This is a genomic window from Legionella maceachernii (assembly GCF_900167045.1).
Taxonomy (GTDB): Bacteria; Pseudomonadota; Gammaproteobacteria; order Legionellales; family Legionellaceae; genus Tatlockia; species Tatlockia maceachernii.
In genome coordinates this window covers 65,512-90,866 of record NZ_FUXJ01000003.1, presented here as the reverse complement: position 1 = coordinate 90,866, position 25,355 = coordinate 65,512, and the positions used below count along the sequence as shown (strand labels likewise).

Genomic DNA, 25,355 nt, shown 5'->3' with positions numbered 1-25,355 from the left:
GACAATAAACCATGCTCCTGTTTCAATCAGTGCAGTACTTCTCGATTTCAAGCTCATAAGATGATCAACAAGTTTTTCATACTTATTTTTGCGGTAATTATGCTCAATGGATGTGGTGGCATAAAGATTTTTAAGAAACCGCCAATGAATGCGCCTAGCGATGATGCAACGATTAAACTTGCAGAAGCTGCCGTATCGGTAAGCGATTCCATGTTAGAAATGGCCAAAGTGGAAAAAGTGATTACTCCTCCTAAACGAGACAACGTTTTGACCATTCCCAATGCTTATAATTTGCAAGCCAGAGCTTCGGTCGATTGGTCTGGTCCCATTGAAGAATTAACCGCACGAATCGCCAAAGCGGCACATTTTCGTTTTCGTGTTTTAGGAAAAGAGCCTGCGGTCCCTGTTTTAATTGATCTTAATGTTAAGGATGAAAGCTTAGCTGAAATCTTGCGTGATATTGACTATCAAGCTGGAAAGAAAGCCAACATCCATGTTTATCCAAATAGTCAAGTTGTTGAATTACGCTATGCCAAAATTTATTCGTAACCTCTTTATCATTTGCTTGGCCTTATTATTAGTTGCCTGTAGTCGCAACAATACTGATCAGCTCCCGGGCAACACTGCCTCACTCGCTGGATTACAAGCCATGGGAAATGTCCAGCATAAGAAGAAAAAGACGCGTAAAAAGAAAAGAAATAACAAAATTAGGGAAACCGCTTTAAAAGAAACGGCCCTGAGCATAGGGGCGCAATCCGGGCTAGCCTGGCGCGCCAGAATGATTGATGATCAATTAACTCGGTTAGCACGTAGACTCGACGCCATATATGATTTTAATGCGCTCTTGCTCGAGCATAATATTTTGCCCCCCGTATTGCTTGAGGGGCGTAATGCCTTTAATTTAGCCGATACACAAACTATTCGTATTTCTAATCGCACCTATAAAATCGCTAAACAGGCACGCTTCGTCACCACTGCTCCCAACTGGCGACAATATTTATGGATGGATTACCAACAACCTGAATACCCCAATGCGGCTTTACTTCCTAAAACAAGAAGAGAAAAACAGGTTTGGGATTATTACGTTGAAAAAGGTTGGAAAAACGGTATTGAACAAGCAGCCACTATCCTCGAAGAGAGCATTGCCCGTATCAAAGAAGACTATACTGGAATGATTTTATATCGAAAATTACTCGCGATGAACATGGTTTCTCCTCCCTATGTTTCTCACACTGATTTAGGAGTCACAGGGGATACCAATGAATTGCATATTGACGACAGAGTGTTACGAATTACTGCCCTTCCTCTGCTTAATGTTAATGCTAAAGAATGGATTGCTCCGGTTGCTAAAGACGAAAATGCACTAGAAAAGTTCAAAAACATGGAAAAATTAGCACAAAACACTAAAATTATAATTACTAGCAAAGCATGGCAGCCGGTCATAGCGCCTGTAAACACAACTGATCGTGACAAATATTAATTTGATATGACTAACACTAATTTAATGCCAGACGAGCCGACGCGTTTTTCTCCTGTTTTCATGGATAAAATGCTACAGCACGCAGAGAATCTCAGTGCCTCTGATATCACCATTCAGACAGGCGAGCCTATCTATGCCGAGGTCTATGGAAGATTGTTGCAAATCACCAACCGCCGGCTTTCAAATACTGAGCTTGGGGATTTGATTAATTCAATTTACGGACCTAATGCCACTACCCAGTTGCTTTCAGGTAAGGATATCGATACCCACTATGAATTCCGCCCGAATCGTGGCGTACGTTATCGCTATCGCGTGAACGCCACTGCCTGCTTGGTTGAAGGCCATGATGCGATACAAATTACCTTAAGAACCATTCCTACGACGCCTCCCCGGTTAGAGACAATGAATTTACCGCAAAATATTCTCGAAGCTATTGCACCCCAGGAAGGAATTGTCTTTATTACAGGTGCAACCGGCTCTGGTAAATCTACCCTTTTAGCTTCCATCATTCGCGAACTGATTGAGACCGAAGACTCGCATCGCAAAGTCTTAACCTACGAGTCACCCATTGAATTCGTTTACGATGAAATTGAAACCATTTCAGCAGTCGTAAGTCAATCAGAAATTCCCCGCCATTTGCCAGACTTTGCCGATGGGGTGCGTAATGCGCTTCGTCGAAAACCCCGCTTAATCATGGTTGGAGAATGTCGAGATGCTGAGACGATCAGCGCTGCACTCGAAGCCGCATTAACAGGCCATCCCGTTTACACCACTCTACACACTTCGGGAGTGGCTGAGACGATGCGCCGTTTAGTGACTTCATTTGCGGGTGAAGAGCGACTTGGCCGGACTATTGATATTTTGGAGACAATTCGACTTTGTATTTGGCAGAAATTAGTCCCCACGGTGGATGGCAAACGCGTTGCCTTGCGTGAATACCTTGTGTTTGATGAAGAAGTACGCGATGCTTTGCTAGAAGGCGATCCCAATGAAGTCACTTCAATGACACGAAAATTAGTACGGCAACGTGGGCAGCTTATGACGGTTGATGCTAAAAATAAATTCGAACAAGGCGTTATTTCTGAGCGTGTTTATAAACTGATTATCGCTGGCACTAAAGAGTACCAACGATAACCTCATTCCACCACGTTATGAAAACTAATTGCCAGGCGGTTATAGGCATTAATTAAGCCAATAGCAAAAGTAAGATACGCAATTTCCTTAGAAGAAAAATGGGCCTCCAATGCTTTAAATTCGTGTTCGGGAACATGAGTTTGATGCACCAAAGTGACTGACTCTGTCCATGCCAAAGCAGCTCGTTCTCGCTCACTGAAAAGAGCCGTTTCGCGCCAGGCAGTCAATGTGTGTAGACGTCGTTCATTTTCTCCTCTTTTTAGCGCCTCCTGCGAATGCATATCACAGCAATACGCACAACCATTAATCTGAGAGGCACGTAAAAATATTAGGCTGAGTAACCGTTGTTCTAATCCAGAATTGACGATGGTTTGATAGAGTGCTGCCATTGCTTTAAAGCTATCCGCTGCTAATGTTTGGTAGTCGAGAAGCGATTGCTGTTTCATGGTGGCTTCCTTATCCCTAAATTTGCCTTATAAAGTATAGATTATTAATTCAAGGGATTAAAAATTTTTTGTCAGAGCAGGTAGCCGCACGTAATAGCTAGCCAAGCATCTTCCTTGCTTAAATACAATAAATCGTTTAGGATTTTTTTGCCCCCTTAAATTCTGATAAGTTCCTATGCTCTCTTTCATTTTTCGTATAATAGGCCTTCTTTTCATAGTCCATACTAACTATGCATCCACTCATTTTTTAACCATTTCTGATATTCATTACAGTAGCCAAAATCCCTCAGGCGAAGGCTATGACACCGATGATCATTTATTGCAACTGGCAATGAACAAGTTTAGCCAACTGACGAAAAAAGTGGATTTTGTCATTCATTTAGGTGATATGCCAACGCATGGTAATTACCCAGCCTCTGAAAAAGAGATTTATGAAAAGAGAGTTTTTCAAAGCTTATATCAAGCCAATACCACGGCTAAACCTCTATTTTATGTGGTGGGCAATAACGACTCTTTATTGGGTAACTATCAACCTTTTTCAGATAATGGCTATTCGCCCCTGAATCTTGCAGAAAATTGGAATGGAGCTTGCGCCTATTGTGAAAATCTACTCATTAACAAAGATCACATGTACGATGGAGGATATTATTCCAGTTATGTTATCCTTGACAATCACGACATCCTGTTCATCGCGTTAAATTCAATACAATTTGCCGATTTTTCCGCACATCAGCATAAATACCCTAATCAAGCAGAAGAGGCCTCAGCACAATTATCTTGGCTTCAAGGCCAATTGTTACACCATCAAGCAAAACAGCTTCTTATTGCCATGCACATGCCGCCCGGAAAAGACTATCAGGGAAACCCTTACTGGGAAGAAACTTATTTAAATCGATTTGTACAGATCTTAAAGCGCAATCAAGCAAATTACCAACAGATTACCTTACTTACCTCTCATTCGCATATGGACGAAATACGAAAGCTTAACCTCGATCAAGTACAAACGATCTATGCTTTTTCGACCCCTTCTATTAGCCGAATTCACCATAATAATTCAGCAATTAAACTCTTTACATTGGATAAAAGTGAACTCCTTAGTAATTTTACCACTTACTACACCTCATCTGTTGAGCGATGGGAGGACGAAAAATATACGGCTATTCATCGGGAAGGTATTTTTCCAGAATGCGAGGGACGTCATTTAGCAGGGTGCTTAAATTCACTCAGTCCAGAATTGATTTGTGCGGATATTGAAAAAGGCAATTATTACAGCGTAAAAACTGATCGCGTGAAAAATTCCGCTTGCAGAAAAATAGTTCAAGTTAACTAGGGTGAACTGACCCAACGCAAGCATTTTTTATGGAACCTCTAAAGGCAGAAATGGATGAAAACACTGGGTGTGGTTGTTTATGAGAATGCGCAAGCAATGGATATTATTGGTCCTTGGGAGGTCTTTGCTTGTTGGCGAAATACATTAAAAGCGCCTATTGAAATGTTCCTCATTTCTGAGCAAGGGAATTATGTCCAGTGCATGAATGACATTAGCTTAAAAACGCATTATCTTTTTACCAATTCGCCTCAAATTGATTACCTGCTTGTCCCGGGAGGAACCGGAAGGCTTAAAGAAATTGAAAATAAACGAATGATTTCTTTTCTACAACAGCAAGCGCAAAATGCTGAGTATATTCTCTCAGTGTGTACAGGTATGTTCCTTCTTCACAAAGCAGGTCTTCTTAATCATCAATCCATCACCACTTATTGGCGCGCCCTCCCTGAAGCCGTTTTACTTCCGGATATACACATTGTGGAGGAACGTATTGTTAAGAATGACAAGATTTGGCTAGCAGGGGGTATCTCAAGCGGCATTGATTTAGCCTTTGAATTCATTAAAGAAATCGCTGGAGAGGAAATGGCCGGAAAAGTGCAATTACTTTTCGAATATTTTCCCAGACAACACACCTACTGTACTCCCGAATTACTTCATTCATTACCTTTGTACTACGGCAATGAAGCGAATCAAACTCATTTACCCACCTATGTTAATAACTATTTATCAGAAAATGAGAAGAAAAAATAATTTTTCACCGCTTAACCCCCCTCTAATTTTGAGCACTAGGAGACTTGATTTGCCTACCTGCCGTGGACCGGTAGTTTCATTCAACAGCGTCATCTTCGCTTTTTACGGATTGCAAGATATGCTGAAGTTCTATCGATGTTAAACCTTATTGATCAGGAAAAATATGAATAAAAATCCTCAAGCGTTTTATACCACCGAAGTAACCACTATTGATGGACAAAACACCACCCTAGAACTTTATAGAGGAAAGGTATTGCTTATCGTGAATGTAGCAAGCCGATGTGGCTTTACTCCTCAATACAGTGAACTTGAAATCCTTTACCGTGAATTTAAAGAACGAGGATTGACCATATTGGGTTTCCCTTGTGATCAATTTTTACATCAAGAACCTGGTTCCAATAAAGAAATTCAACATTTTGCAGAAAGTTGCTTTCATATTACTTTTCCATTATTTGCCAAAATTGATGTAAAAGGGAAAAATCAAGCACCCTTGTATGCTTATCTTGCTAAACATATCGAAAAAAAGCCTTTGAAATTCATTCCTTGGAATTTTACTAAAATTCTAGTTGATCAGCAGGGAAGAGTTTTAAAGCGTTATTTACCTACCACCTCATTTAAAAAAATACGAAAAGAGCTGGAATCACTTCTACCCAATTAACGGCGAGGTACCTAAGCACGAAAGGCATTGCGCTATTAGAGGCTTGGGACTACCCCATCTAAAAGAAAGGCCTGTGTATCCAGGCCTTCTTTCACTTTGCTAATCTTAACTTGCACCAGCATCAGGTCCAAGCCCAACATCGGTTTTACCTTTAGATGAGCCGCCTTTAAGTTTTGCAACGCCTTTTTCAGCATAACCTTGCAATTGTGAATCCCTAGAAGAGGCTGCCTTACTTGTTTCCTTACCACCTGCCTCTACCTTACCTTCTGCTTTTTCACCCCATTGAGCAGCCTCACCGCCATAACTTTCAGGCTGTCCTCCAATCCAACGTAACACCCTGTCGGGCAAAATAGTGATCAAGGTGAAAGCTTTCTGCACGACAATAAGGTACATTGTTGTGTAGATTAGAACCGCGAAGAAAAAGCCATAAATGCCTGCCCAGCCACTGTAACCCGTATTCATCGAGCTAAAGTTATTAGCTGCAGCTTGCGCAGCAGCCTGTGCAGCCGATTGACCAGCAGCCCCACCTGTTGATGTAGTGCCTCCCGTCCAATTATTACCACTGGTAGGCACAGAATTAGCTACCCCTTGACCAGCAGATTTCGTATCTTGCCACCAACTTGAAGGGGATTGCATATTGTTTTGGGCGCTATAATTCCATTGCGTTCCTGACGCGGTACCTTGAATAAAGGCTGCTGCGTTGGCAAACCCAGCATTAATAATCCATACCGACACATAAGACAGCGCTATTGCAGCGATATATCCGATAATCATCATCGCTGGACGCAAAAAGACATTCAGGATAATCATGATCGCTTGTTCGCCTTTACCAAAGGCCTCATGCCCTTCAGGATGGGTAACTCCCAAAGCGACAATGGGCGCTGCAACCATGGCTTCGATCACTGCCATGAGCCAAGCTATCGAGCCAAAGGTAAAAATCATGTAGGGTAAAAACGGGATATAATAGGCAGTAATAAAACCTATGCCTACCATCACACCCATCCAAGAAAGTAATAGCGGCATTGCTAATGCAATCAGCGGGAAGATAAATATTCCAAATAGAGGAATCATGACAGTTGTCACCGACAAACCAATCAGTAAAACCCATAAGTCATTAGCAAAGTTAATGTAGTTGACACCCATATTGGCAAGGGCGACAACGGGATTAACCGTGGGTTGCTGGATAATAGCAACCCCTTGCTGGAAGATCTGCGCGATACCAAGCAAAGGCGCTGCTAGGAAACTCATAATGACAGCATTAATAATTGGAGCAACCATGCTTAGGAAGAAATTGAATAGGTTCTTAATAATAAGGTTATAGAAAATATTACCCAGCAAGGATCCTAAGCAGAAACTAAAGAACAAGATCTTAACGCTTCCACAAGGGAAATCTTGCGATTGCAATTGGAATTGCCCCAGATTGATATCGATATTAAATTTCATTGCAAACTGCGGAGGTGTTAATCCTGGCTGACCTGGCAAATTAACCATACTGGAATTATTAGCAAAGCCAAAAACAGTATTTGCCCCAGGAGTTGGTATTGCCTGAGTACTGGTGGGACTAAAATTAGGGGGAGAAAGAGTTGGCATGAGCCCTGAACCATTAATCAAGGTAATAATGTTTCCAACAGAGTTTGAGGCTTGTTGAATTATCGTCGTATTCGGAATACCACCGGTCAGCCAGGTACATAAGGTGGCATAATTCCCAGAACACCCAATATTGCCATTACTACCGAAAGCAGAGGTCGGTTGACTGGGATCAAACGAACTACCATCAAGTCCTGTATTCGTGTCGGTGAGGTTCGCATTATTGATTGCCGAAGCATTTAACATAGCCAGGTTAAAGAAATAGCTACCCGCCATTATCCATCCTTGGGAGTTTGCTTGTTGAATAAAGGCACGGAGGTTACTTGCGTTTTGTGCATTACCCGCCTGCTGCATTAAATTAAGGGTAGGCAACATAATACCATTGTAATCTGAAATCGCCCCTAAGAACTCTGTACCACTAAATAATGCGCTTGTGGCAGTTGTTGGAGCTCCCCATGAGGTACAGTTGGCGCTCACTGTTGTACAAGGCCCTCCCGTATTTAAGAGAGGGATTCCAAAAGGTTCTGTTGCCGTAGTGGGAATACCTTGAGAACCCATCGTTGGCGGGTTCAATTGAGGGTCATTATTTACCATGATTTGCGCAACAGTCGCCAAATCAAGATACATCTGTTGAACTGCTGCTGCTCTTGACAGTTGTACTGTTTGAATATCGCTCTGGCTTAGTGTGTTAATCGAATTGATACTGCTCGTGTTAAGTGGTGCCCAGGTGATTTTACCGCAGATACCATTTAAAAACGCGTAAGGGCCACCAGAAAAATTAGGCATAGGTACAGAATAATTTTGGGTGGTGTTATTTGCATTTAAACTTTGCACTGTTGTCGCATTAACTGTGCTCAGAAAATCAGGGATTTGCGAATTACAAAAATCTTGCATGGTTTGGGAAGGTGAACCGGCACAGGCACCAGAGTCTGATTGCTTAGCGTTTTGAAATTGTTTTTGTTGATTTTGGAGCACGGTTTGCAGACCCAGCATACAAACCTGGCCGGCGAGGATTGTCGAAGCGCCTTGGGCAACTGTTGTCGACGCACTACTGGTTAAAGTAAATGGCGTCATGTTCGTCTGGACAATCACGCCCCCCCGATTTAAATAACTTAACGCCGCACCCCATACTTTATCCGCCGCCCCCACCCCTTGCACCACAATCCACATTACAAAAACTTGCATTAAACAATACCCTGTGGCTTTGGGGATGAGCAAAGCCAAACCTAAGGTAGAGCGTAGGGGAACCCATATGGATGACCACTTCTGGCCTAACATTTGGCCTTCGTGTGCTGTGTTCATTGTCGACACGAGCAAGGTATACATAATAATGATACCGCCTAGTGCTAACACAGCGGAGTTAAATACGCCAAACATCTGTCCCATGATTTGGCTGCCGGTGCCATGTAATACGCCATCCACAATGCCAAAGATGTTTCCTAGGAATATAACCGACACGTCACTGGGCGGAGGAGCAAAACTCAATCCAGTACCACTTGGAGATGAGGCAAAAGCCAATGCTGGGAAAAGCAAGGACAGTACGATTAATACTATTTTTTTCATCATTTTTCACCTAACAGGCCTTTCCTATACCATTCTTGCATAGTGCAACCCAACTTTCGTTCCTTGATTTGGAAATACCAAAAGTGGTATCGAAAAGCTAGAACTAAAGCAATTAGCATCACTACCAAACTAATTATCACTGCCTTGTAACCCCCATAAACCAAATGGTAGATTGCATAGGCAAAAATAAATAGAGCGGCCGCACACATCAGAAGGCTTAACCGGTACAACGCTGTTTTTTTATCTTGAAGCTCCTTCTCACTGATGTTTAACCTCAACATAGCATCCTCAAATGACTCTCCAGGGCCAGTAAGTTTCTGCGGCACGAACATTTTCCTAAAGCCATCTGCTAGATAGACTGTAAATGACTTTATACGATCAAAATCTATCCATGCCCTTACGTTAAATATACGCGAAAAAATGGTAATTAATCTGGAACCTTGCTGTTTTTTCATAATTTTTACTTTTTATAAATAGACTTTTACTCTTCTTACTATACTATAGTAGTTAGAATACCTATCGTCCATCAATGAATAGCACAGTAAAAAAAGAGTAAAAAATGCCCGACTTAAGCCACGAAGCCTCCGCAAATTACTGGCACGAGTATGTAGACCCGATGATCTATCGCGTCATTACGTTTATGGAAAGTGTCGAAGACTGGACTCTTGACGGGGAGCCTGAATTAGAAGCCGCAATTGCTCAACTGGGTAAAGAATTAGACGACATCGAAAAAATTGACATGGGTGCATTGGGTCAAGAAGATAGTTTTATCCGTTTGGTGGGTAATATTAAATCAGGTAGGGGTCTACGCCTACTTCAAGCAATTGACACCGTGCATCCGGGCAGTGCTTCTCGAATCTTAATTCACGCGGAAGAAACAAGTACCGGAAGCCATGATCCTGCCGGCTTTTTTCTAAAACGAAATATCGTCTTTGAACGATTACGTTTGTTAGCCCGCGTTTTTTCTGAATATCGATTAAAACTTGTAGCTCGCGCTCTTGAAGGGGATGAATAATGAAACCATTAAGTCGTATAGTATTGCCCGGTGTTTTTTTGCTTGCCACATCGTCGTCAGCTTTTGCTTCCAGTAATAGCACAAACGATAGTTTAAATGATTTGACTAACTATCTCCTTAATTTAGGAGCCTATTTAGGATATAATCTTCAAGGCCCTCCTTCCGCAACCGATTCAAGCGGCAATCAACAACCCATAGCCATTAGCCAAACTTTAATTAATAACGGTACACAACCCCAGCTTTTCACCAACTACACCATTAATAGTTATTTAGGTGCCTTATTAATCAATTCTGCCGTGTCCAATTCGTCACCAATAGTTTCAACCACTGCATCATCTAACATTCCTAATGCTTCGTCGCTGAACGCTTTTGCCAATTACACGTTTTCACAACCGTCACCTTATTCAACTGTGTCTCAAGATAGTGTTTCGGTTTCGCCGTTGATGGATCAACCTCCTTATCAAGCAGATCCCGTCAGTCAGGCAGTTTTAAATATTTTGTCCACACCTGATTTCAGTTATTGCTTAAATAACGATCAAACACAAGTGATCTCTTGCACTTATCCTTCTGGAATGATGGATACGAATAAAGTACTATCGAACACTGTAGGTACCCTCCCTACCTCCCAGAAATATTTTACTTACAATCAAGTACAGCCGCTTTTGGCGGAGTTGAACGTCAATAGTTTAATTACGCCTATGCTTTATTCATCACAAGCCAGCGGGGGAACAGGTACTCCTGTTTCAGCGGGCGCTTCACCGCTCATTGGAGGTAGCCAACAGCAACAGCAAGGTCTCGTTGCGACAAGTCCAGAGCAGCAAGCGGCCAATTTCATTCGCTTTGCTACTGGCGCAGTCTCCCCCATGCCGATGCCTAATCGTAATGATTACGATGCCTTGGTTATGCAAGCACAGGATACGAGCAAACCCGTGCAACAAGCCCAAGCCCAGGCCACTTTAGCGAGTTACCTAAACAGCATCAGAATCTATGCGGCTCAAAGTTCTGTTGGAGTCGCCAATCTCTATTACATTTTGTCCAAACGATTACCGCAAAATTTGAGTGGCAATACTTCAGGCCAATCAGGGCAAATAACCAGCCAAGCCTTGAATGAATTCACTATGGCGACTTGGCGTCTTTATAACACCGACTCCAGCCCAAATACGCAATGGGTCTCTCAAATTAACAATGCGTCCGCTGCGACCGTGCAAAAAGAAATGGCCATTTTACTTGCCGAAATTAATTATCAACTCTATTTAACCCGGCAGCAGCAAGAGCGCCTTTTATTAACTAACACGATGCTGCTGATTCAGAATGCTCGCGCTACTCAACCAAGTCCTACTTTCACTGCAGCCGGCTCTTCTGCTGCTTCGACTGCAACGGGCACACAGCAATGACAGGTAAGTTGCCTCGCGGCATCGCCGCGGGACCCAACCAAGATGCTTGTTCCCCCTCCACTATGTCCCGCGGCTTGTCCGGGGGACATCGAATTATCGCTTCGGACAAGCCACGAGCTGAGAATAAAGGAAGCTACGTTTTGGGCTTATAAGGCACGTATTCTGGCTTCCATACATGACGTTGAATGCATTCTTCAATTTCTTGATCAGTAAAATTATCAGCTAAATTAGACTTAACCGCTTCCTTCACCACTGCAGTAGCTACCTTGAATGAAATCTCTCTGACTTGAGTGAGTGGAGGTAAAAGATTTGCATTCGGATCATGCTTTGCTGGCGAGCAATCGGCCAGTGCTTTGGCAGCTGCCATAAACATTTTATCCGTCACTTTTTTTACTTTTCCAGCAATTAAACCTAATCCCATGCCCGGGAAAATATAAACATTATTGGTTTGATCCACACGAAACAAATGGCCATTTTTTACAATATTACCAAAAGGACTTCCTGTTCCAATGACGGCACGATTATCTGTCCAAATCATGAGATCACTTGGCTTCGCTTCACTGCGAGTTATCGGATTGGATAACGGCATGATAATCGGCTGTTTCACATGAGCTGCCATCTCTCGGATTAAATCCTCAGTGAATAAGCCAGGCTGGCCTGACACCCCAAGTAAGGCATTGGGATGTAAATTTTTGATGACGTCTTTCAAACTAATGGTATCACTGTTTTCCAGACGCCAATTAGCAACAATGGCTTTGGATTTTAAAAGCTTTTGTTGAAACGGCAGTAAATTTTTCATCCCTTCCACCAAAAGGCCATAACGATCCACCATAAAGATATGATCTCTTGCTTCTTGTTCGGAAAGACCTTCTTCCATCATGGCATGCACAATAAGTTCAGCAATACCACAACCTGCCGTACCAGCACCTAAAATAACTATACGTTGTTCTGTTAACCGCACACCAGTGACTTGAACAGCAGCAAATAAAGTCCCCGTAGCAATTGCGGCAGTTCCTTGAACATCGTCATTAAACGTACAGAGTTGGTCACGATATTTTTCCAATAATCGCGTTGCATTTTGCAAGGCGAAGTCTTCCCATTGCAAAAGGATGTGTGGAAAGCGTTTCTTTAAAGCGACGACAAAAGCCTCCACAAAATCATCGTATTCTTGATCGCGTACGCGCTCATGCCGCCAACCCAGGTATAAAGGGTCTTTAATTAATTCAGAATTGTTTGTTCCAGTATCTAATAAAACAGGTAACGTTCCCGAAGGATGAATTCCTGAGCAGGCACAATAGAGCGCAAGCTTACCAATTGGAATTCCCATACCCCCTGCGCCTTGATCACCTAATCCTAAAATCCGCTCGCCATCCGACACCACGATAGCTTTCACACAATCGAAGCGGGGGTTTGCTAATATTTGTTCGATTCGATCACGATAAGGATAGGCAACAAAAATACCGCGTGGTCGGCGATAAATATGACTAAATTGTAAACACGCATCGCCCACGGTAGGGGTATAAACAATGGGCATCATTTCCGTAATATGCGCACAGAGCAAATTATAATAGAGGGTTTCATTCGAGTCTTGAAGATCACGTAAATAAATGTACTTCTCCAGGTCAGTCTCTTTGCTTTTAAATGCTTTGTAAGATCGATCCCGCTGCTCAATGATGGTGCTTTCTTCAGGGGGTAAAAGACCAAATAATTTAAAATCTTCTCGTTCCTGATCGGAAAAACCTGTCCCCTTATTAAGCAAAGGATTTAAGATAAGCTTGTAATCGCTCGAACTCACTTCAAAATAGGGATTTCCATTTTTATCGACGCGTCGTTCGTAATCCATCGAACTTTCTCCTTCTTCTTCGTATTGTTTCCTAATTACAGCTTAGCATTGTTAAACTTCTGCTGCTTGTTCCTTTATCAACTTTTCTATAAAGTGGGGGACAAAATTTACCGGTGAAAAAAGATGATTGTGACCAGTGAAATCAAATATAAAGATGAAGAAACCATCTGCCATGGCTTTCTGGCTTATGATAACGACACCACTCACCCAAGGCCTTGCGTCCTTATCGCTCACGATTGGGGTGGACGAGGTCAGGCCGTCTGTGAAAAAGCGAAGCAATTAGCCAATAGCGGTTTGGTAGGCTTTGCGGTGGACATGTATGGCCAAGCAAAACTTGGGAAAGACAAAGTGGAAAAAAGAGCGCTAATGACCCCTCTGAGAGAAGATAGAGCGCGTCTAGCCGCTCGGATAGTGACCGCTTTTAATACTGTTGCCCAATTGCCCCAAGTTGATCCCCAAAAGATTGCTGCCATGGGATATTGCTTCGGGGGATTATGTGTTTTAGATCTTGCCCGCGCCGGAGTCGATGTGAAAGGAGTTATCAGTTTTCATGGGACTCTTTACGCACCCGAAGACACGATTTTTATGCCTATTTCAGCCAAAATCTTAGTCTTGCATGGTTACGATGATCCGCTTGTACCACCCCAAGAAGTCATTCAATTTGCCAATGAAATGACTCAAAGAAAAGCGGATTGGCAAATTCATTTGTACGGACTCACAGCGCATTCATTTACTGATCCGACAGCGAACGATGATGAAATGGGTTTACATTATAATCCTACCGCTGATCATCGCTCCTGGAAAAGTACTGAGTTATTCTTAAAAGAAATCTTTCATGAAAGCGAATCCTAGAGCACTAAGTTATCCTAAATATCGGGCAGACATTGATGGTTTGCGCGCCATAGCGGTTTTATCCGTTATTGGTTTTCATGCTTTTCCCAAACTGTTTAAAGGGGGTTTCATCGGCGTCGATGTCTTTTTTGTTATTTCGGGATTTCTCATTTCTACCATCTTGTTTGAAAGTTTAGAGCGAGAAACCTTTAGTTTTATCGACTTCTATCGAAAGCGAATTAAACGAATCTTTCCAGCACTATTACTTATACTGAGCTTTTGCGTAGCATTGGGTTGGTTTGTATTACTTCCTGATGAATACACACAGCTTGGAAAACATATCGCTGGTGGAGCTGGTTTTATTTCTAATTTCTTACTTTGGAATGAATCCGGTTATTTTGATGCTGCAGCAGAGACTAAGCCTTTGTTACATTTATGGAGCCTAGGCATAGAAGAACAATTCTACATTATTTGGCCCTTGCTATTATGGGTCACATGGAAAAATCGCATCAATTTACCCGCAATTATCATGATAATCGCTTTAAGCTCATTTATTCTTAACCTAAAAAACATTCATTCTAACGCAACGGCGGTTTTCTATTCCCCACAAACTCGTTTTTGGGAATTATTAAGTGGGAGCTTACTGGCGTGGTTAATCCTCTATAAACAAGCCGCTTTTGCGAAATTGAGTCAAAAACTAACCCTTTGGATAAGCAAAACCCCCTTTAAAAAATGGAATATAAACACATCGGTGATCAATCATAGTATCTCAGTACTGGGATTCTTGTTCATTGAATATGGCATCTATCAATTCACTAAAGTCGGTTTTCCTGGCATCAGGGCATTACTGCCTACTGTGGGTGCCGTATTAATCATTTTAGCAGGCACACAAGCTTGGATAAATCGTGTCATTCTCTCTAATCGTATTCTCATCTGGCTTGGCTTAATTAGCTTTCCTTTGTATTTATGGCACTGGCCTTTGTTGGCGTTTGCACGCATCATTGAAGACGAAAAGCCTAATAAAAAAATCCGTATCGCCGCCGTTATTATTTCAATCGTTTTAGCCTGGCTTACTTACCTATTCATTGAAAAACCCATTCGCTTTGGCAATCGTTCAAATCAATTTAAAGCTGTTTTATTGCTTATCTTAATGTCTTTTATGGGTTGCGTAGGCTCTTACATCTACATGCACCAGGGATTCAAATCTCGATTTACTCACTTAAACGATTTAAATGCATTGGTTAATTTAATGGATCACCCCTACCCAAGTGGTAGGGATTATTTTTGCGCTCATTTAATACCAGAGTTGAAAGAGTTAGACTTTGATGGGGGTTGCCGGTTATCCAAAGAATCAGCACCAACCGTCTTGTTTTTGGGCGATTCGCACACAGCGCATTACTACAATGCGGTGTGGACACAATTCCCCCAAGAATCCGTTTTAATGATTGTACAAACCTCTTGTTTACCCTTTTCGAGCAATTATTTCTTGCAAGGGGAATGCAAAAAGAAATTCGATGCTGTTCTTTCTTTTCTTAAAACAAATTCCACTATTAAAAAAATCTATTTATCCGGCTACTGGGCCTACTTAATGTCCGGCGGTTTTGGTGAAATAGGCGAACGCTGGCGTCATGCAAAAGCCCTTGATAAAGAAGGAGCTCGAAGCTTTAAAGAAAATGGGAAGTATTTCCTCACACACGCCCTTAAAACAAATAAAGAAATCATTTTTTTAAAAGACATTCCGGATCTGAATTTTAATATTAAATCGTGTTTTAAAATAAGACCTTTCCAATTTGCTTCGGAAACGAGAAAGGAATGTTGGATTGATGTTGCAGATTACAGCAAGCGAGTTGCTGATTATGATAAAATCATTGATGAACTCTTGGCTGGATTTCCACAAATTAAAGTTTACGACCCCCGCACTTTACTCTGCAACAATCAGAAATGCTTAGCTCGTGATGATAAGCTGCCCTATTATTTTAATGGCGATCATTTAAATCATTACGGTGCAGAATGGGTTATTAAAGATTTGTTAAGCAAACAACTCTCTAAAACCGTATGAACATCTGCGCTATAAAGGAAAATAATCGAACTGATTAGCGGTCGAATAAAATGAATAAACAGTCATAGTCGTTGTTTTCCGACTTTAACGAATCAACAAATATCTGGTTTCTGGGGGGCTGATTTGACCCTCCATAATCAAATGCCCGGCCAAAGATTTTACGCGTATAAATAATTCCCCACCTTAAAAAATTATCAATATATACATGCAGTTACTAGTAATCACATCAAAAAATGGTTTATACTGCTTTTACATAGCAGCAACCTCTCGCATAGAAGTAAATAAGGACAATGGCAAAGTTTTTAATTAAAACATTGAAAGGACAATAACATGTTAAAAAAATTCATCATCCCTGTTTTATTTGGATTAACCACTCAGAGTTTTTCCGCTGAGGCTAATTATCTTTTCTTTCAAACTGCTTCGCAAGGCACTCTACAGAAAATGGGGCAAAGTGATTATCTTTTAACTCTCGACTATCCATCTGAATATATTAATTATTTTAGCGAAAGACCCGTGCGCAAAGCCGGTGTGTCCCGTCTGAAAGAATTTTTCTCTCTGTGGGATAGCAATAGCAAAGTTGATTTTTCCAAAAACCCTCCCAATGCAGCAATAACAATGATTCCTACTAAAGGAAGTAATACTCAAGAACTCATCGCTACCATTTCCAAACCTAGTTTTTCTCGCAACAGTGTCAGTTATCATCTTAAATCCATCAATGACACTCATATAGAAACAGGCAATTATAAACATGTGGTGCTGTTTTTCGACAGCATACCCTGGAATTCGGGTGGCTTCTAAATACCCTAAGCAAAGCAATAAACAATGTTTGCGTTTCCTCGTTGAATTGAATGATTTGTTTTTGAAACCTTATCGACCATCAAAACTGTGGTCATAAGAATTTAAAAACAAAAAAATGTCAGTTCGCGGGTGTGATTTGCGGCTTTTAAGTTTCTCAAGTTCTTGATACCCAGCGGCTTTACCGCGAGATCCAGTGATCGTAAAGATTCCTGATCCCCGCAGTCAAGCCACGGGGACGTCGACTAAGAACAATCGCACCCTCAGTTTAGGCAAAAGAATAGCAATGCAAATCGTAGCAGGCTAATTCACTATAAAACAAAAAATGGGATTGCATGAAAACAAAAAAATACCAACAACCTCAAGAAGACGATTCTGAGATTATTGTGCTTAATGGAGAGGAAAATGAGAAGCAAGGGGAAATACAGCTCTTGTTGAATAAAAAATCTCAAGAGGAAGAACCTATTCCCATCGCTATTAAGATAAGTAAAGGGGTCGTGAATGTTTTATACCTCGTTCCTACAGCGAATGCTGTTCTAATTGGGATGATGCAAGTATATATCCCTGTAAGCTTATTACCACTTTTAGGAATCGTTCCCTCTGGCCTTTGGCTTTTAGCTCCCGTCGGTTTTGGTGGGGCAATGGGGCTTAGTGAAGAAATACTTAAGTATTGCCAAAATCGTTTTCCTGAAAACAATAAATTCAAATTTCTTGGAAAAGTGTCCAAAATAATTAACCATGGGCTCCTTGGTTTTTTACAAGACTTTGGTTTTACATGGACAACGTTAATTCTCATGGCGGGCCCCATAAAACCTCAAGATACAACGAATATTTTTGCAAAAATTATTGCACCAAGTGCCAGTGTGATACCTGCAGCGTTGCTCCGCTGTTTTCGATATTCTGATTTTGCACGGATAGTAAATAATAGAGCCATTGCCACTTTAGCCTACGCAAGTTGGGGTGGAATGTGTCCGACATTTCTCTTGAGGGAATTGATATTACAAGATGTGGTATCAGAGGATTCTTATATTCCAATCATGGTTATTTTGGGTTGTTCCCTGTTCGGTGGTGCTGCCGGGATACTGAGAAAAAATCATTTGTTTTGGACAATGAGCTTAATTTTCTTGCTTGAATTTTTTGCTGCGAATACTTCTCTAGCTACCGCCGCCTTTTCTTTTTTAAATGATTGGGATAGTGCCTCAGATGGCGAGGTATCCGATGGTTTTTTTTATGGCAACTTAGGAGTTCAAAGTGGCTATTTGATGATGCTTGGTGCACTTTCTTTAATAACCTACATCACCTCCTATAAGAAATTAAAACAGCGAGTAGAAGAGTATCACCCAAAAAATATAGATAAATTTCATCGTTTAGGAGATAGTGAATCGGATGAAGAGATTGATCCTGAAGAGGTATTAGTTTCCACAGGAGATAGTGAACCAAATAATGAGAATGATTCTTACGAGGTATTAGCTTCCTCAGAAAAATCTAGCACGAATAGCTTTGCTACCAAAACCGAGGACGAGGTGATAGTTGCTCGTGATGCTCATGATAGCAAGGCTTGTGAGAAGCAAGAACGTGGCGGTTTTTGGCGGCTTTTTTCAGCTGTTCCAGCCAGATTAACTAGAAAGGACTCTCTAATAGTTAGTCTCTACCTTGATCCTGAAGAACGTGAAAGAGAGGACTCTCTAATTGTACGTCTCTACCCTGATCCCGAAAAACGTGAAATGGTAGACGGTTTTGTTTCGATGAAAATAAAACCTTCTTCTTATACTCCTCAATTTTTTTCTTCAGATTCGCAAGAAACTCCTCGGTCACTAGCGCGCCAATCCGAAATACAGGTAATGGACGAAGATTTTTTTCTAGAGTATAAATAAATACACAATAAAGCTGATTAATAATTAATCAGCTTTCATTTTGTCGCCTTATTTGGGAGGCTCCTTGGCTTAGCCACTTAGGAGCATTAATGCATTCCTTCGCCAAAGCGCCTCTTTGCGTTCCGGTGACAAATTCATTTCATCAAATAAAGCCGTTGAATAATCCAACCAGGTTTTAATATCCATTTGATTGGTTTGTCCTAAATCAGAACTATAAATTACCCGAGGTAAACAGCATAATACTTCTGTGAAGTCGTCTCTCGTTTGATGACCAAGCAAATAGGTGAGCGCCGTTTGCTCAATCCATACAAAATCCTGTTTTGCTATTTCCTTTAGTTCCATCGCTGGTAGATTGGTTAAAGGATTCGCGGGCTGATTGAGCAATAAAGCCGATACATGATAGGTTATGCAAGCATCAATTAAACAATCGATTTCTTCTTTTGCAGCGTGGCCAGTGGATAAGACAATTGGGAAATCAGCAGCCATTTTCAAAATGTCTATGACTTCTTTCTTGAGTTTATATGTATTGTCAAACAGGGTTTCGCCGACAAAAGTGTGCTCAGCGAAATGTTCATGACATACTTGTCGGGTCAATTTAGAGCGATATTTACGGCCGGTAATAGTAGGAAAATCAACAATGAGTTTCGATGGGATTTGCGGCTGATATTCAGCAAGCGCCTGCATAATCACTCGGTAACTGATCCCTCCTGCAATCGCATTTAGAACGACAGAAGGAAAAACAGGTAACCCTTGTCTTTGAGCCAGTGTCGCTTGCACAGCAGTAGCCCCTAAGTGGCTTTTAAGTACAACTGCTCCATCTAATGCTTGGTAATGATTTCCTGCTTCTAATGCATTGAAACGCCGCAGATAAAGATCAGGAGAAGCATGATAATGAATATCAATGAATTGATAATCGTGTAAAGCTTTCACGTTATTTTTTGTTGTTAAGCCAGGGCTGGTCATAGCGGAAATCCTTACGGGCTTGCTCTAAACTTAGGCCGGTCTTTACTGCCGTGATAATTTTGTTTTCAGTCGATTGTATATTTTCTGCCTTGTCTAATACCTCATTGATTAGGTGCTGCGGAATAACTAACACCCCATCATCATCACCAAAGATAAGGTCTCCGGGATTAATTGTGACGTCATTTATAAGTAAAGGGCATTGTTCTCCTGATTTATAAACACGATTTTTGCCCGAACGCATATAAACCGCAGCACAATATACGGGGTATTTCGCTGCACGGATACACGCGACATCTCGCACTGCGCCATTCACTACTGTGCCGGCTATTTTCTTATGAATAGCCACTTGGGTTAAAATATCTCCCCATGTTGTGCAATCACTTCGCCCTTTATTATCAATGACAATAACTGAGTTTGCAGGTACCGCATCAATGTAGTCAGCAGCCCCTTTAAAGGTATCGGGCTTTTTTTCATACAGGGAATATTGAATGGTGTAAGCAGGGCCAATTAGTTTGGTACCTGCAATAAGCGGCTTGATATGAAATAAGGCGCCTTCCACTCCACAAGCATCCAAGGCGTCAGATATTTCCGTCGTACTTAAGCCTAGTAATCGTTGATATTGGTTCATTTTTATTCATCATTCAAATTATACAAACTGTCTACTTTTCATTGGCAACCCCATGAGTGCAATAATCGATTATTGCCTTTGCCATTTCTTCCGTCGTGCTGTTCCCACCGAGATCATAGCTCACAAAACGGCACTCTTTTATCACTTGAGTGACTGCTCGTTTTATCTTGTCGGCTTGTTTTGCGTAACCCAAATGGTTCAGCAAAAGACCAATGGTTAAAAACATAGCACTTGGATTAGCGGAGCGTGCTTTTATTCGCGGTGCACTACCATGAACGGGTTCAAAATAACCGCTTTGTTGGCCTAGATTAGCACTCGGAGCAAACCCAAGTCCCCCCATGATTCCCGCACCAACATCTGACAAAATATCCCCAAACATATTCTCTGCGACAATAACACCAAACTCCTCAGGGCGTCTCACTAACCATAATCCTACTGCGTCAACATTTAAAATATCCGCCTTAATCTGTGGGTAATCACTTGCCACTGATTCAAAAATTTCGCGTGCAAAAGCACCGCTTTGCCTCAGTACATTTGGCTTATCGGCTAAGGTAACACGACTCATATGCTGACATGTTGCATAGTTAAAAGCGAACCTAAAAATGCGCATCAACCCTTTCTTAGTCTGCAAGCGTAAACTGCAGCTGATCTCATTTTTTGGGATCTCTCGCCAAGCTGACTTTTTACCCAACAGACTTTGAATCTCTGGGGGAGGAGGATAATAATCAAACCCTGAATAAAGTCCTTCGGTGTTTTCCCTGATCACACAAAAGTTAAAATCGGGCCCCTCCTCCTTGATGTTAAAACAGGGCCTAACATTGGCAAATAAATCTAATTGCTGCCTCAACTGAATAATAGGAGAGACATACTGCAACTTCGTCTGTTTTAATTCGCCCGCTAACTCCGCTACCGCTTCTCTTTCAGGCTTGCTCGTCGTTGCGCCCAATAAAGTGGCATCCGCTTGCTTAATGAGTTCCCACGTTCTTTCAGGTATGGGGTTGCCTTCTTTTTGCCAAAACGTCCAACCAATATCTCCAAAACTTAATTCCACGGGGATATTGAGGGCATTTAAAACAGGTATTGCCGCCATTGTCACTTCAGCACCAATCCCATCGCCTGGCAAAACCGCTATCTTTATCAAGGACTAACCCCACGATTTAATTGTTCTAGAATTCGATTTTTACAATAGACTGGATTATCTTGCAGTACTCGCATGCTCGCTTCAGGAACAATGACTAAACGGCCCACTTCAGGAGCTACCACATTACCTTTGTTCACCAACTGTGAAAATTCACCAATCAAATGCAAATGATCAACGGTTGCATCGCGAAGCTTATCACGAGAGTCAGTATCTAACGCCCGCTGCAACCCAAAAATCAACCGTTTGGATGCGATTTCTAAATCGTATTTTTGATAATCAATCAGTGGTGCTTTATTAGGATAAAACACATCTTCATAAAGCGTTTGCAGTGCTTCCTCCACGCGATTTTCTTTGCACAATTGAATCACTTTACCTAATTTTTCCCGTAATTTGTCATCAGCAAAAGTGGGAGTGGAAAATAAGACAAGCGGCTTTCTAATGCGCTCAAAGAGAGTAAAGCATTGTTGTAAAATAACGCCACCGAAAGAAAACCCCAAAAACGCATCATAATTTAAGCAACGCTTCTCTAATTCGTTTTGCCAAAGGTGATAATACGCTTCATTAGGAAGTTCTTCAGCAATAATCAGTGGATCAATAAAGTCAATCTGATAGGTTTCGTTAAGGAATGATAACGTCTTGGCAATCTCTTTAATATCAGATTCACAAGGCATCACTGGCGCAATGGTTAGTATTCTTTTTTTCATTTCATTTCATGTTGAGCCTTTCGGCTATCGATTATAACGCGAGATTATCTACCCAAGATACGTTCTTTATGGATTTTAAGATCGGCTGTTGAGAAATCAGAAATTCCTCGAATAAATTCGTCCATCTCAATATCTTCTTGGCCAATTCCTAGCGCGCTGCGAACATAATTAGCGGCCGCTAAAATCTCAGGTAATTTGTATTTTTTTATATCTATTGCATGCAAATAAGCGGTAAAAAATTCGGTTTTAAGGTTACCTATTCCCTTACCCATACCCGCAAGGGACACATCAATGTATTGAACTCCATTGCTTAACGCAGCTAAGGCATTAGCCTGTGCTAACCCTAAATTATCATGGGCATGAAATCCAAAAGGAATAGGATATTGCCTGGTGTATTTTTTATAAATCGTTTGGATTCGGGAAGGCAGCATGCTGCCGTTTGAATCAGCAAAATAAATCATATCCGGATTATGATAGGCAATGGCTTCAACAGCCTTGTCTAATTCATCTTCCTGATAATAAGACATATGAATTAAATTAGCCGAAGTTTCTAAATCTAACTCTTTCGCCCAAGCGAGCACCGGATAAGCTGGCTCCACCTGCCCCTTAGCAATGCAAATGCGCAATAAGGAAACCCCACACGCCTTTAATTCTTTAAGATCCGACTTTTTGACATTTTCAGGATGGGCCATAACCGCAATCTTCGCTTTTTTTATTAATGAACGACAAAAGAGAAGATAATCTTTTTCACAAAGACCTGCCCTGCCTAAATTTTCAATAGGATGTAAAGAGCCGTTACGATAACCGATTTCAATGTATTCAAGTCCTGAGTTATCGAGCAATTGCAAAATGGTTTCTAAGTCATTATCGTTAAAATGAAAATTAGTTCGATGCCCACCATCTCTTAATGAAACATCTAAAACATTAATTTTATCCATTGTCATACTGCCAACTTCGCTTTAAATCTATGCTTACGAAAAGTAAGTAAATATCCCATAGATAAGGCCCAAAAGGATTATTAAAAGAAGACTTCTTGTATAAAAATGAGCTCCTTTATTAGTATATAGCACATGAAGGTAGGAAAAAGGATGACGGTATATAAGGCTACGCATGATCTTTTTAGTGACTCGAGTAGGAATTCCACTCATCGGGATTTCATGAATTTTAACACTCGGATTAACATTCATTTCGATAATAACTCCTCTCGACTGCTCAATTGGTACATTAATATCTTCGCATTCCACATCAATACCGACTATATTTAAATTCAATCTCGCTGCAGCGCGAATCATCAATCGGCTGTTTTCTTTACAAATTTGGGTGCCTAGCGATTTAAAAGTACCACCTCTCGTTGCATTACAAGTGTAAGCCAAGAAAATCCGCTCATCTTGCTGAGGGATATAATCCACACTGAGGTTTAATTCATTTAATTTAATACGGCATTCATCATCAATAACAATGTTGCCTAAGGCATCATTCAACTTCGCCCTCCACACGTTGGTAAGTCCCACCAATTCTTCTATCGTGTGTTTGCCATCCCCAACCACATGCGCGGGGTACCGACGGATAACACCAATGACCTGTTTGTTAAAAACAAGAATGCGGTAAGACTTTAATTTAGCATGAAACTCTTCAATGGTGAGGTATTCATAATACGGGAACGTTTTTTCTAAATAGTGTTTTAATTGCCCGAGGGTTTGAATATTGCATAGAACGTCACGGCCACGGTAACCGTTTTTTGTTGGCTTTGCCACTAAGGGAAACTTCAAATCAACTATGCTTGCCTCAAGTTCACCTTGCTCAAACTCTTTGACATGCAAGACAATTGCTTTAGGGACTGGAATTCCGTCCTTCTCTAGCACCTTATTCATGCAATACTTATTTAAAGCAATATTTGCACTGCAATAATCATTAAATGGCGTGTCACCACCTCGAAAATAATACTGTCTTTTACCCAGCCTTACTGCGAACCCTTCAATCGTATTAATCAATTCGGTAGGTAGTAATAACTCCAATGCGCTTTTGTAATAAAGTTGTGCATTCTTGTCTATAGCGGGATCCCCTCGTTAAAAATTAAGCTAATGCTAGCATATTTTAGAGAATAGGGAGAACCTCTCAGAGACACAAACATACACCAAGCTATTATGAATAAGACATGCCATTATCCTTCCCTGCTTCCAAGTCCACCTCTTGTTGCACCTGTTTTGATAAACGCTCTCCTAGCTCTATCACCTGTTTAGCTCTTACTTCACATAGAGCTAGCAATCCCGCCAAATTTTCGAGCCACCTCAGTGCAACAAACGGCGCGCTGCGCCCCACTCCAGCCCATTCCTGTCGCCACATTCCATCCACCTCCTTCCCCTCACGAGGGAAATTAGCGATGGCAAAATCATAGCCAAGTTTATGATTCTTATGCAGAGGAAACCACAATTCAGTTTCATTATTTATCCAATTATCAAAGTCTAGCGTCCTGGGAAATTCAAACTCCGTGAATGACCGTTTTTCTTTCCTCAACGGTAAATCGTTACGGCAATATTCCTGAGCAATATGGGCAGGTACTTCACGCTGTGCCATACCTACTTCATAACACCAGTAGTTTTCTATCTCAAGCCAATCCTTTGCCCCTATCGCATACTGGAAAGCAGAGATGTTTTTAAAGCGCCTTCCAGAATAATCTTCAACATCATTTTTGACGATTAAGCTGCGAATTAAGTGGGGTGACATCGCAAAGAAGTTTACCACCTCCTCTTCTTTGCCTTGCGCAGTGAACAATAACAGTTTGCTGGCTAAATGCCGGGGTTGGGTTAACTGGTAAAAAAAGCGGTTTACTGAGACAAAATTGGCAAGCGGGGTGATTTCCCTTGTGCTTTTCTCACCGGTTTCTTCATCGATACTGGGGAGTACATCGGCGGTAGGAATAAAATCAGCAATGCGTTCGGCCAGTTCATGAACTGCCACAGGATTGCTTGGCGAGGCTTCAGCTGACTTCACTTCAGAGAGTCCAGTGCTGGGTTGACTAGCAACATTCTCTTTTTCAATGAGGGAGTCAGCTTGGGGGAACCCAGTGTTTCGGGCATGGTGTGTGGGCATCTTTAAGTATCCTGACCATAAAAAAGTGCGCATTTTATGCTTTATGACTTTTATTTATCAAAGTGCTCTGGAT

The 25,355-nt window shown here is 41.4% G+C and carries 21 protein-coding genes and 1 pseudogene; 12 read left to right on the top strand and 10 right to left on the bottom strand.

Annotated features, from left to right (window positions below):
- The first annotated feature begins 60 nt into the window (after positions 1-60).
- From dotD to dotB, 3 genes are read left to right on the top strand one after another with little or no spacing between them, the layout of a single operon-like run.
- Complete coding sequence (gene dotD, locus B5D33_RS02115) at positions 61-549, top strand: type IVB secretion system lipoprotein DotD (protein WP_058452691.1); 489 nt, start codon at positions 61-63, stop codon at positions 547-549.
- On the top strand, positions 530-1,480 hold the full coding sequence (locus tag B5D33_RS02110; protein WP_058452690.1) for a type IV secretion system DotC family protein: 951 nt from the start codon (positions 530-532) through the stop codon (positions 1,478-1,480). Before dotD ends, B5D33_RS02110 begins: the two co-directional genes overlap by 20 nt.
- A 24-nt stretch (positions 1,481-1,504) precedes the next feature.
- Positions 1,505-2,614 carry a Dot/Icm type IV secretion system ATPase DotB gene (gene dotB / locus B5D33_RS02105; protein ID WP_058452689.1) on the top strand — a complete coding sequence of 370 codons (1,110 nt, stop codon included), beginning with the start codon at positions 1,505-1,507 and terminating at the stop codon, positions 2,612-2,614.
- Positions 2,615-2,616: 2 nt separating this feature from the next.
- Here dotB and B5D33_RS02100 read toward each other — a convergent pair whose 3' ends face one another.
- Positions 2,617-3,060 (bottom strand): carboxymuconolactone decarboxylase family protein, encoded by a 444-nt coding sequence (locus B5D33_RS02100; RefSeq protein ID WP_058452688.1) that lies wholly within the window; start codon positions 3,058-3,060, stop codon positions 2,617-2,619.
- Between the two features lie 175 nt (positions 3,061-3,235).
- On the opposite strand from B5D33_RS02100, the gene B5D33_RS02095 reads away from it, so the two are divergent.
- The 3 genes from B5D33_RS02095 (at position 3,236) to B5D33_RS02085 (ending at position 5,795) form a co-directional block, all read left to right on the top strand.
- A complete protein-coding gene (locus B5D33_RS02095) occupies positions 3,236-4,390 on the top strand; it encodes a metallophosphoesterase (protein ID WP_058452687.1) in 1,155 nt (384 codons plus the stop codon).
- A 54-nt stretch (positions 4,391-4,444) separates the two neighbouring features.
- On the top strand, positions 4,445-5,137 hold the full coding sequence (locus B5D33_RS02090) for a DJ-1/PfpI family protein (protein WP_058452686.1): 693 nt from the start codon (positions 4,445-4,447) through the stop codon (positions 5,135-5,137).
- 163 nt (positions 5,138-5,300) lie between these two features.
- Complete coding sequence (locus tag B5D33_RS02085) at positions 5,301-5,795, top strand: glutathione peroxidase (protein WP_058452685.1); 495 nt, start codon at positions 5,301-5,303, stop codon at positions 5,793-5,795.
- Between the two features lie 105 nt (positions 5,796-5,900).
- Here B5D33_RS02085 and dotA read toward each other — a convergent pair whose 3' ends face one another.
- Positions 5,901-8,945: a type IVB secretion system protein DotA gene (gene dotA, locus B5D33_RS02080; RefSeq protein WP_058452684.1), complete on the bottom strand. Its 3,045-nt coding sequence runs from the start codon at positions 8,943-8,945 to the stop codon at positions 5,901-5,903.
- A complete protein-coding gene (icmV, locus tag B5D33_RS02075; protein ID WP_058452683.1) occupies positions 8,945-9,400 on the bottom strand; it encodes a type IVB secretion system protein IcmV in 456 nt (151 codons plus the stop codon). Before icmV ends, dotA begins: the two co-directional genes overlap by 1 nt.
- A gap of 104 nt (positions 9,401-9,504) precedes the next feature.
- Here icmV and icmW point away from each other — a divergent pair, with 104 nt between their 5' ends.
- Together icmW and icmX are read left to right on the top strand one after the other, a co-directional pair.
- Positions 9,505-9,960, top strand: coding sequence for a type IVB secretion system protein IcmW (gene icmW, locus B5D33_RS02070; protein ID WP_058452682.1), 456 nt, complete (start codon positions 9,505-9,507; stop codon positions 9,958-9,960).
- A complete protein-coding gene (gene icmX / locus B5D33_RS02065; protein ID WP_058452681.1) occupies positions 9,960-11,354 on the top strand; it encodes a type IVB secretion system protein IcmX in 1,395 nt (464 codons plus the stop codon). Before icmW ends, icmX begins: the two co-directional genes overlap by 1 nt.
- A 133-nt stretch (positions 11,355-11,487) precedes the next feature.
- On the opposite strand, the gene B5D33_RS02060 is transcribed toward icmX, so the two are convergent.
- Positions 11,488-13,197: an NAD-dependent malic enzyme gene (locus B5D33_RS02060; protein ID WP_058452680.1), complete on the bottom strand. Its 1,710-nt coding sequence runs from the start codon at positions 13,195-13,197 to the stop codon at positions 11,488-11,490.
- Positions 13,198-13,320: 123 nt separating this feature from the next.
- Here B5D33_RS02060 and B5D33_RS02055 point away from each other — a divergent pair, with 123 nt between their 5' ends.
- The 4 genes from B5D33_RS02055 to B5D33_RS02040 all read left to right on the top strand — a co-directional run bounded on the left by B5D33_RS02055 (position 13,321) and on the right by B5D33_RS02040 (position 18,756).
- Positions 13,321-14,049 carry a dienelactone hydrolase family protein gene (locus tag B5D33_RS02055; protein WP_058452679.1) on the top strand — a complete coding sequence of 243 codons (729 nt, stop codon included), beginning with the start codon at positions 13,321-13,323 and terminating at the stop codon, positions 14,047-14,049.
- Positions 14,033-16,087 (top strand): acyltransferase family protein, encoded by a 2,055-nt coding sequence (locus B5D33_RS02050; protein WP_058452678.1) that lies wholly within the window; start codon positions 14,033-14,035, stop codon positions 16,085-16,087. Before B5D33_RS02055 ends, B5D33_RS02050 begins: the two co-directional genes overlap by 17 nt.
- A 330-nt stretch (positions 16,088-16,417) precedes the next feature.
- Positions 16,418-16,885: a hypothetical protein gene (locus B5D33_RS02045; protein ID WP_058452677.1), complete on the top strand. Its 468-nt coding sequence runs from the start codon at positions 16,418-16,420 to the stop codon at positions 16,883-16,885.
- 332 nt (positions 16,886-17,217) lie between these two features.
- Entirely contained in the window at positions 17,218-18,756 is a 1,539-nt protein-coding gene (locus B5D33_RS02040) for a hypothetical protein (protein WP_058452676.1), read from the top strand.
- A gap of 69 nt (positions 18,757-18,825) precedes the next feature.
- On the opposite strand, the gene B5D33_RS02035 is transcribed toward B5D33_RS02040, so the two are convergent.
- The 6 genes and pseudogenes from B5D33_RS02035 to B5D33_RS02010 all read right to left on the bottom strand — a co-directional run bounded on the left by B5D33_RS02035 (position 18,826) and on the right by B5D33_RS02010 (position 25,282).
- Positions 18,826-19,719: a DUF6282 family protein gene (locus B5D33_RS02035; RefSeq protein WP_058452675.1), complete on the bottom strand. Its 894-nt coding sequence runs from the start codon at positions 19,717-19,719 to the stop codon at positions 18,826-18,828.
- A pseudogene (locus tag B5D33_RS17025) lies at positions 19,688-21,488 on the bottom strand (isocitrate/isopropylmalate family dehydrogenase). Before B5D33_RS17025 ends, B5D33_RS02035 begins: the two are co-directional and overlap by 32 nt.
- Positions 21,485-22,192: a hypothetical protein gene (locus tag B5D33_RS02025; protein WP_058452674.1), complete on the bottom strand. Its 708-nt coding sequence runs from the start codon at positions 22,190-22,192 to the stop codon at positions 21,485-21,487. The pseudogene B5D33_RS17025 and the gene B5D33_RS02025 overlap by 4 nt, the downstream one beginning before the upstream one ends.
- A 44-nt stretch (positions 22,193-22,236) precedes the next feature.
- Positions 22,237-23,130: a beta/alpha barrel domain-containing protein gene (locus B5D33_RS02020; RefSeq protein WP_058452673.1), complete on the bottom strand. Its 894-nt coding sequence runs from the start codon at positions 23,128-23,130 to the stop codon at positions 22,237-22,239.
- Between the two features lie 33 nt (positions 23,131-23,163).
- Complete coding sequence (locus B5D33_RS02015) at positions 23,164-24,207, bottom strand: UDP-N-acetylmuramyl peptide synthase (protein WP_234802434.1); 1,044 nt, start codon at positions 24,205-24,207, stop codon at positions 23,164-23,166.
- Positions 24,208-24,334: 127 nt separating this feature from the next.
- Positions 24,335-25,282 carry a hypothetical protein gene (locus B5D33_RS02010; protein WP_078767301.1) on the bottom strand — a complete coding sequence of 316 codons (948 nt, stop codon included), beginning with the start codon at positions 25,280-25,282 and terminating at the stop codon, positions 24,335-24,337.
- Positions 25,283-25,355: the final 73 nt, after the last annotated feature.

Coding starts and splice junctions, on each gene's coding strand:
- dotD (WP_058452691.1), top strand. CDS start 61: ATGATCAACAAGTTTTTCATACTTATTTTTGCGGTAATTATGCTCAAT.
- B5D33_RS02110 (WP_058452690.1), top strand. CDS start 530: ATGCCAAAATTTATTCGTAACCTCTTTATCATTTGCTTGGCCTTATTA.
- dotB (WP_058452689.1), top strand. CDS start 1,505: ATGCCAGACGAGCCGACGCGTTTTTCTCCTGTTTTCATGGATAAAATG.
- B5D33_RS02100 (WP_058452688.1), bottom strand. CDS start 3,060: ATGAAACAGCAATCGCTTCTCGACTACCAAACATTAGCAGCGGATAGC.
- B5D33_RS02095 (WP_058452687.1), top strand. CDS start 3,236: ATGCTCTCTTTCATTTTTCGTATAATAGGCCTTCTTTTCATAGTCCAT.
- B5D33_RS02090 (WP_058452686.1), top strand. CDS start 4,445: ATGAAAACACTGGGTGTGGTTGTTTATGAGAATGCGCAAGCAATGGAT.
- B5D33_RS02085 (WP_058452685.1), top strand. CDS start 5,301: ATGAATAAAAATCCTCAAGCGTTTTATACCACCGAAGTAACCACTATT.
- dotA (WP_058452684.1), bottom strand. CDS start 8,945: ATGAAAAAAATAGTATTAATCGTACTGTCCTTGCTTTTCCCAGCATTG.
- icmV (WP_058452683.1), bottom strand. CDS start 9,400: ATGAAAAAACAGCAAGGTTCCAGATTAATTACCATTTTTTCGCGTATA.
- icmW (WP_058452682.1), top strand. CDS start 9,505: ATGCCCGACTTAAGCCACGAAGCCTCCGCAAATTACTGGCACGAGTAT.
- icmX (WP_058452681.1), top strand. CDS start 9,960: ATGAAACCATTAAGTCGTATAGTATTGCCCGGTGTTTTTTTGCTTGCC.
- B5D33_RS02060 (WP_058452680.1), bottom strand. CDS start 13,197: ATGGATTACGAACGACGCGTCGATAAAAATGGAAATCCCTATTTTGAA.
- B5D33_RS02055 (WP_058452679.1), top strand. CDS start 13,321: ATGATTGTGACCAGTGAAATCAAATATAAAGATGAAGAAACCATCTGC.
- B5D33_RS02050 (WP_058452678.1), top strand. CDS start 14,033: ATGAAAGCGAATCCTAGAGCACTAAGTTATCCTAAATATCGGGCAGAC.
- B5D33_RS02045 (WP_058452677.1), top strand. CDS start 16,418: ATGTTAAAAAAATTCATCATCCCTGTTTTATTTGGATTAACCACTCAG.
- B5D33_RS02040 (WP_058452676.1), top strand. CDS start 17,218: ATGAAAACAAAAAAATACCAACAACCTCAAGAAGACGATTCTGAGATT.
- B5D33_RS02035 (WP_058452675.1), bottom strand. CDS start 19,719: ATGACCAGCCCTGGCTTAACAACAAAAAATAACGTGAAAGCTTTACAC.
- B5D33_RS02025 (WP_058452674.1), bottom strand. CDS start 22,192: ATGAAAAAAAGAATACTAACCATTGCGCCAGTGATGCCTTGTGAATCT.
- B5D33_RS02020 (WP_058452673.1), bottom strand. CDS start 23,130: ATGGATAAAATTAATGTTTTAGATGTTTCATTAAGAGATGGTGGGCAT.
- B5D33_RS02010 (WP_078767301.1), bottom strand. CDS start 25,282: ATGCCCACACACCATGCCCGAAACACTGGGTTCCCCCAAGCTGACTCC.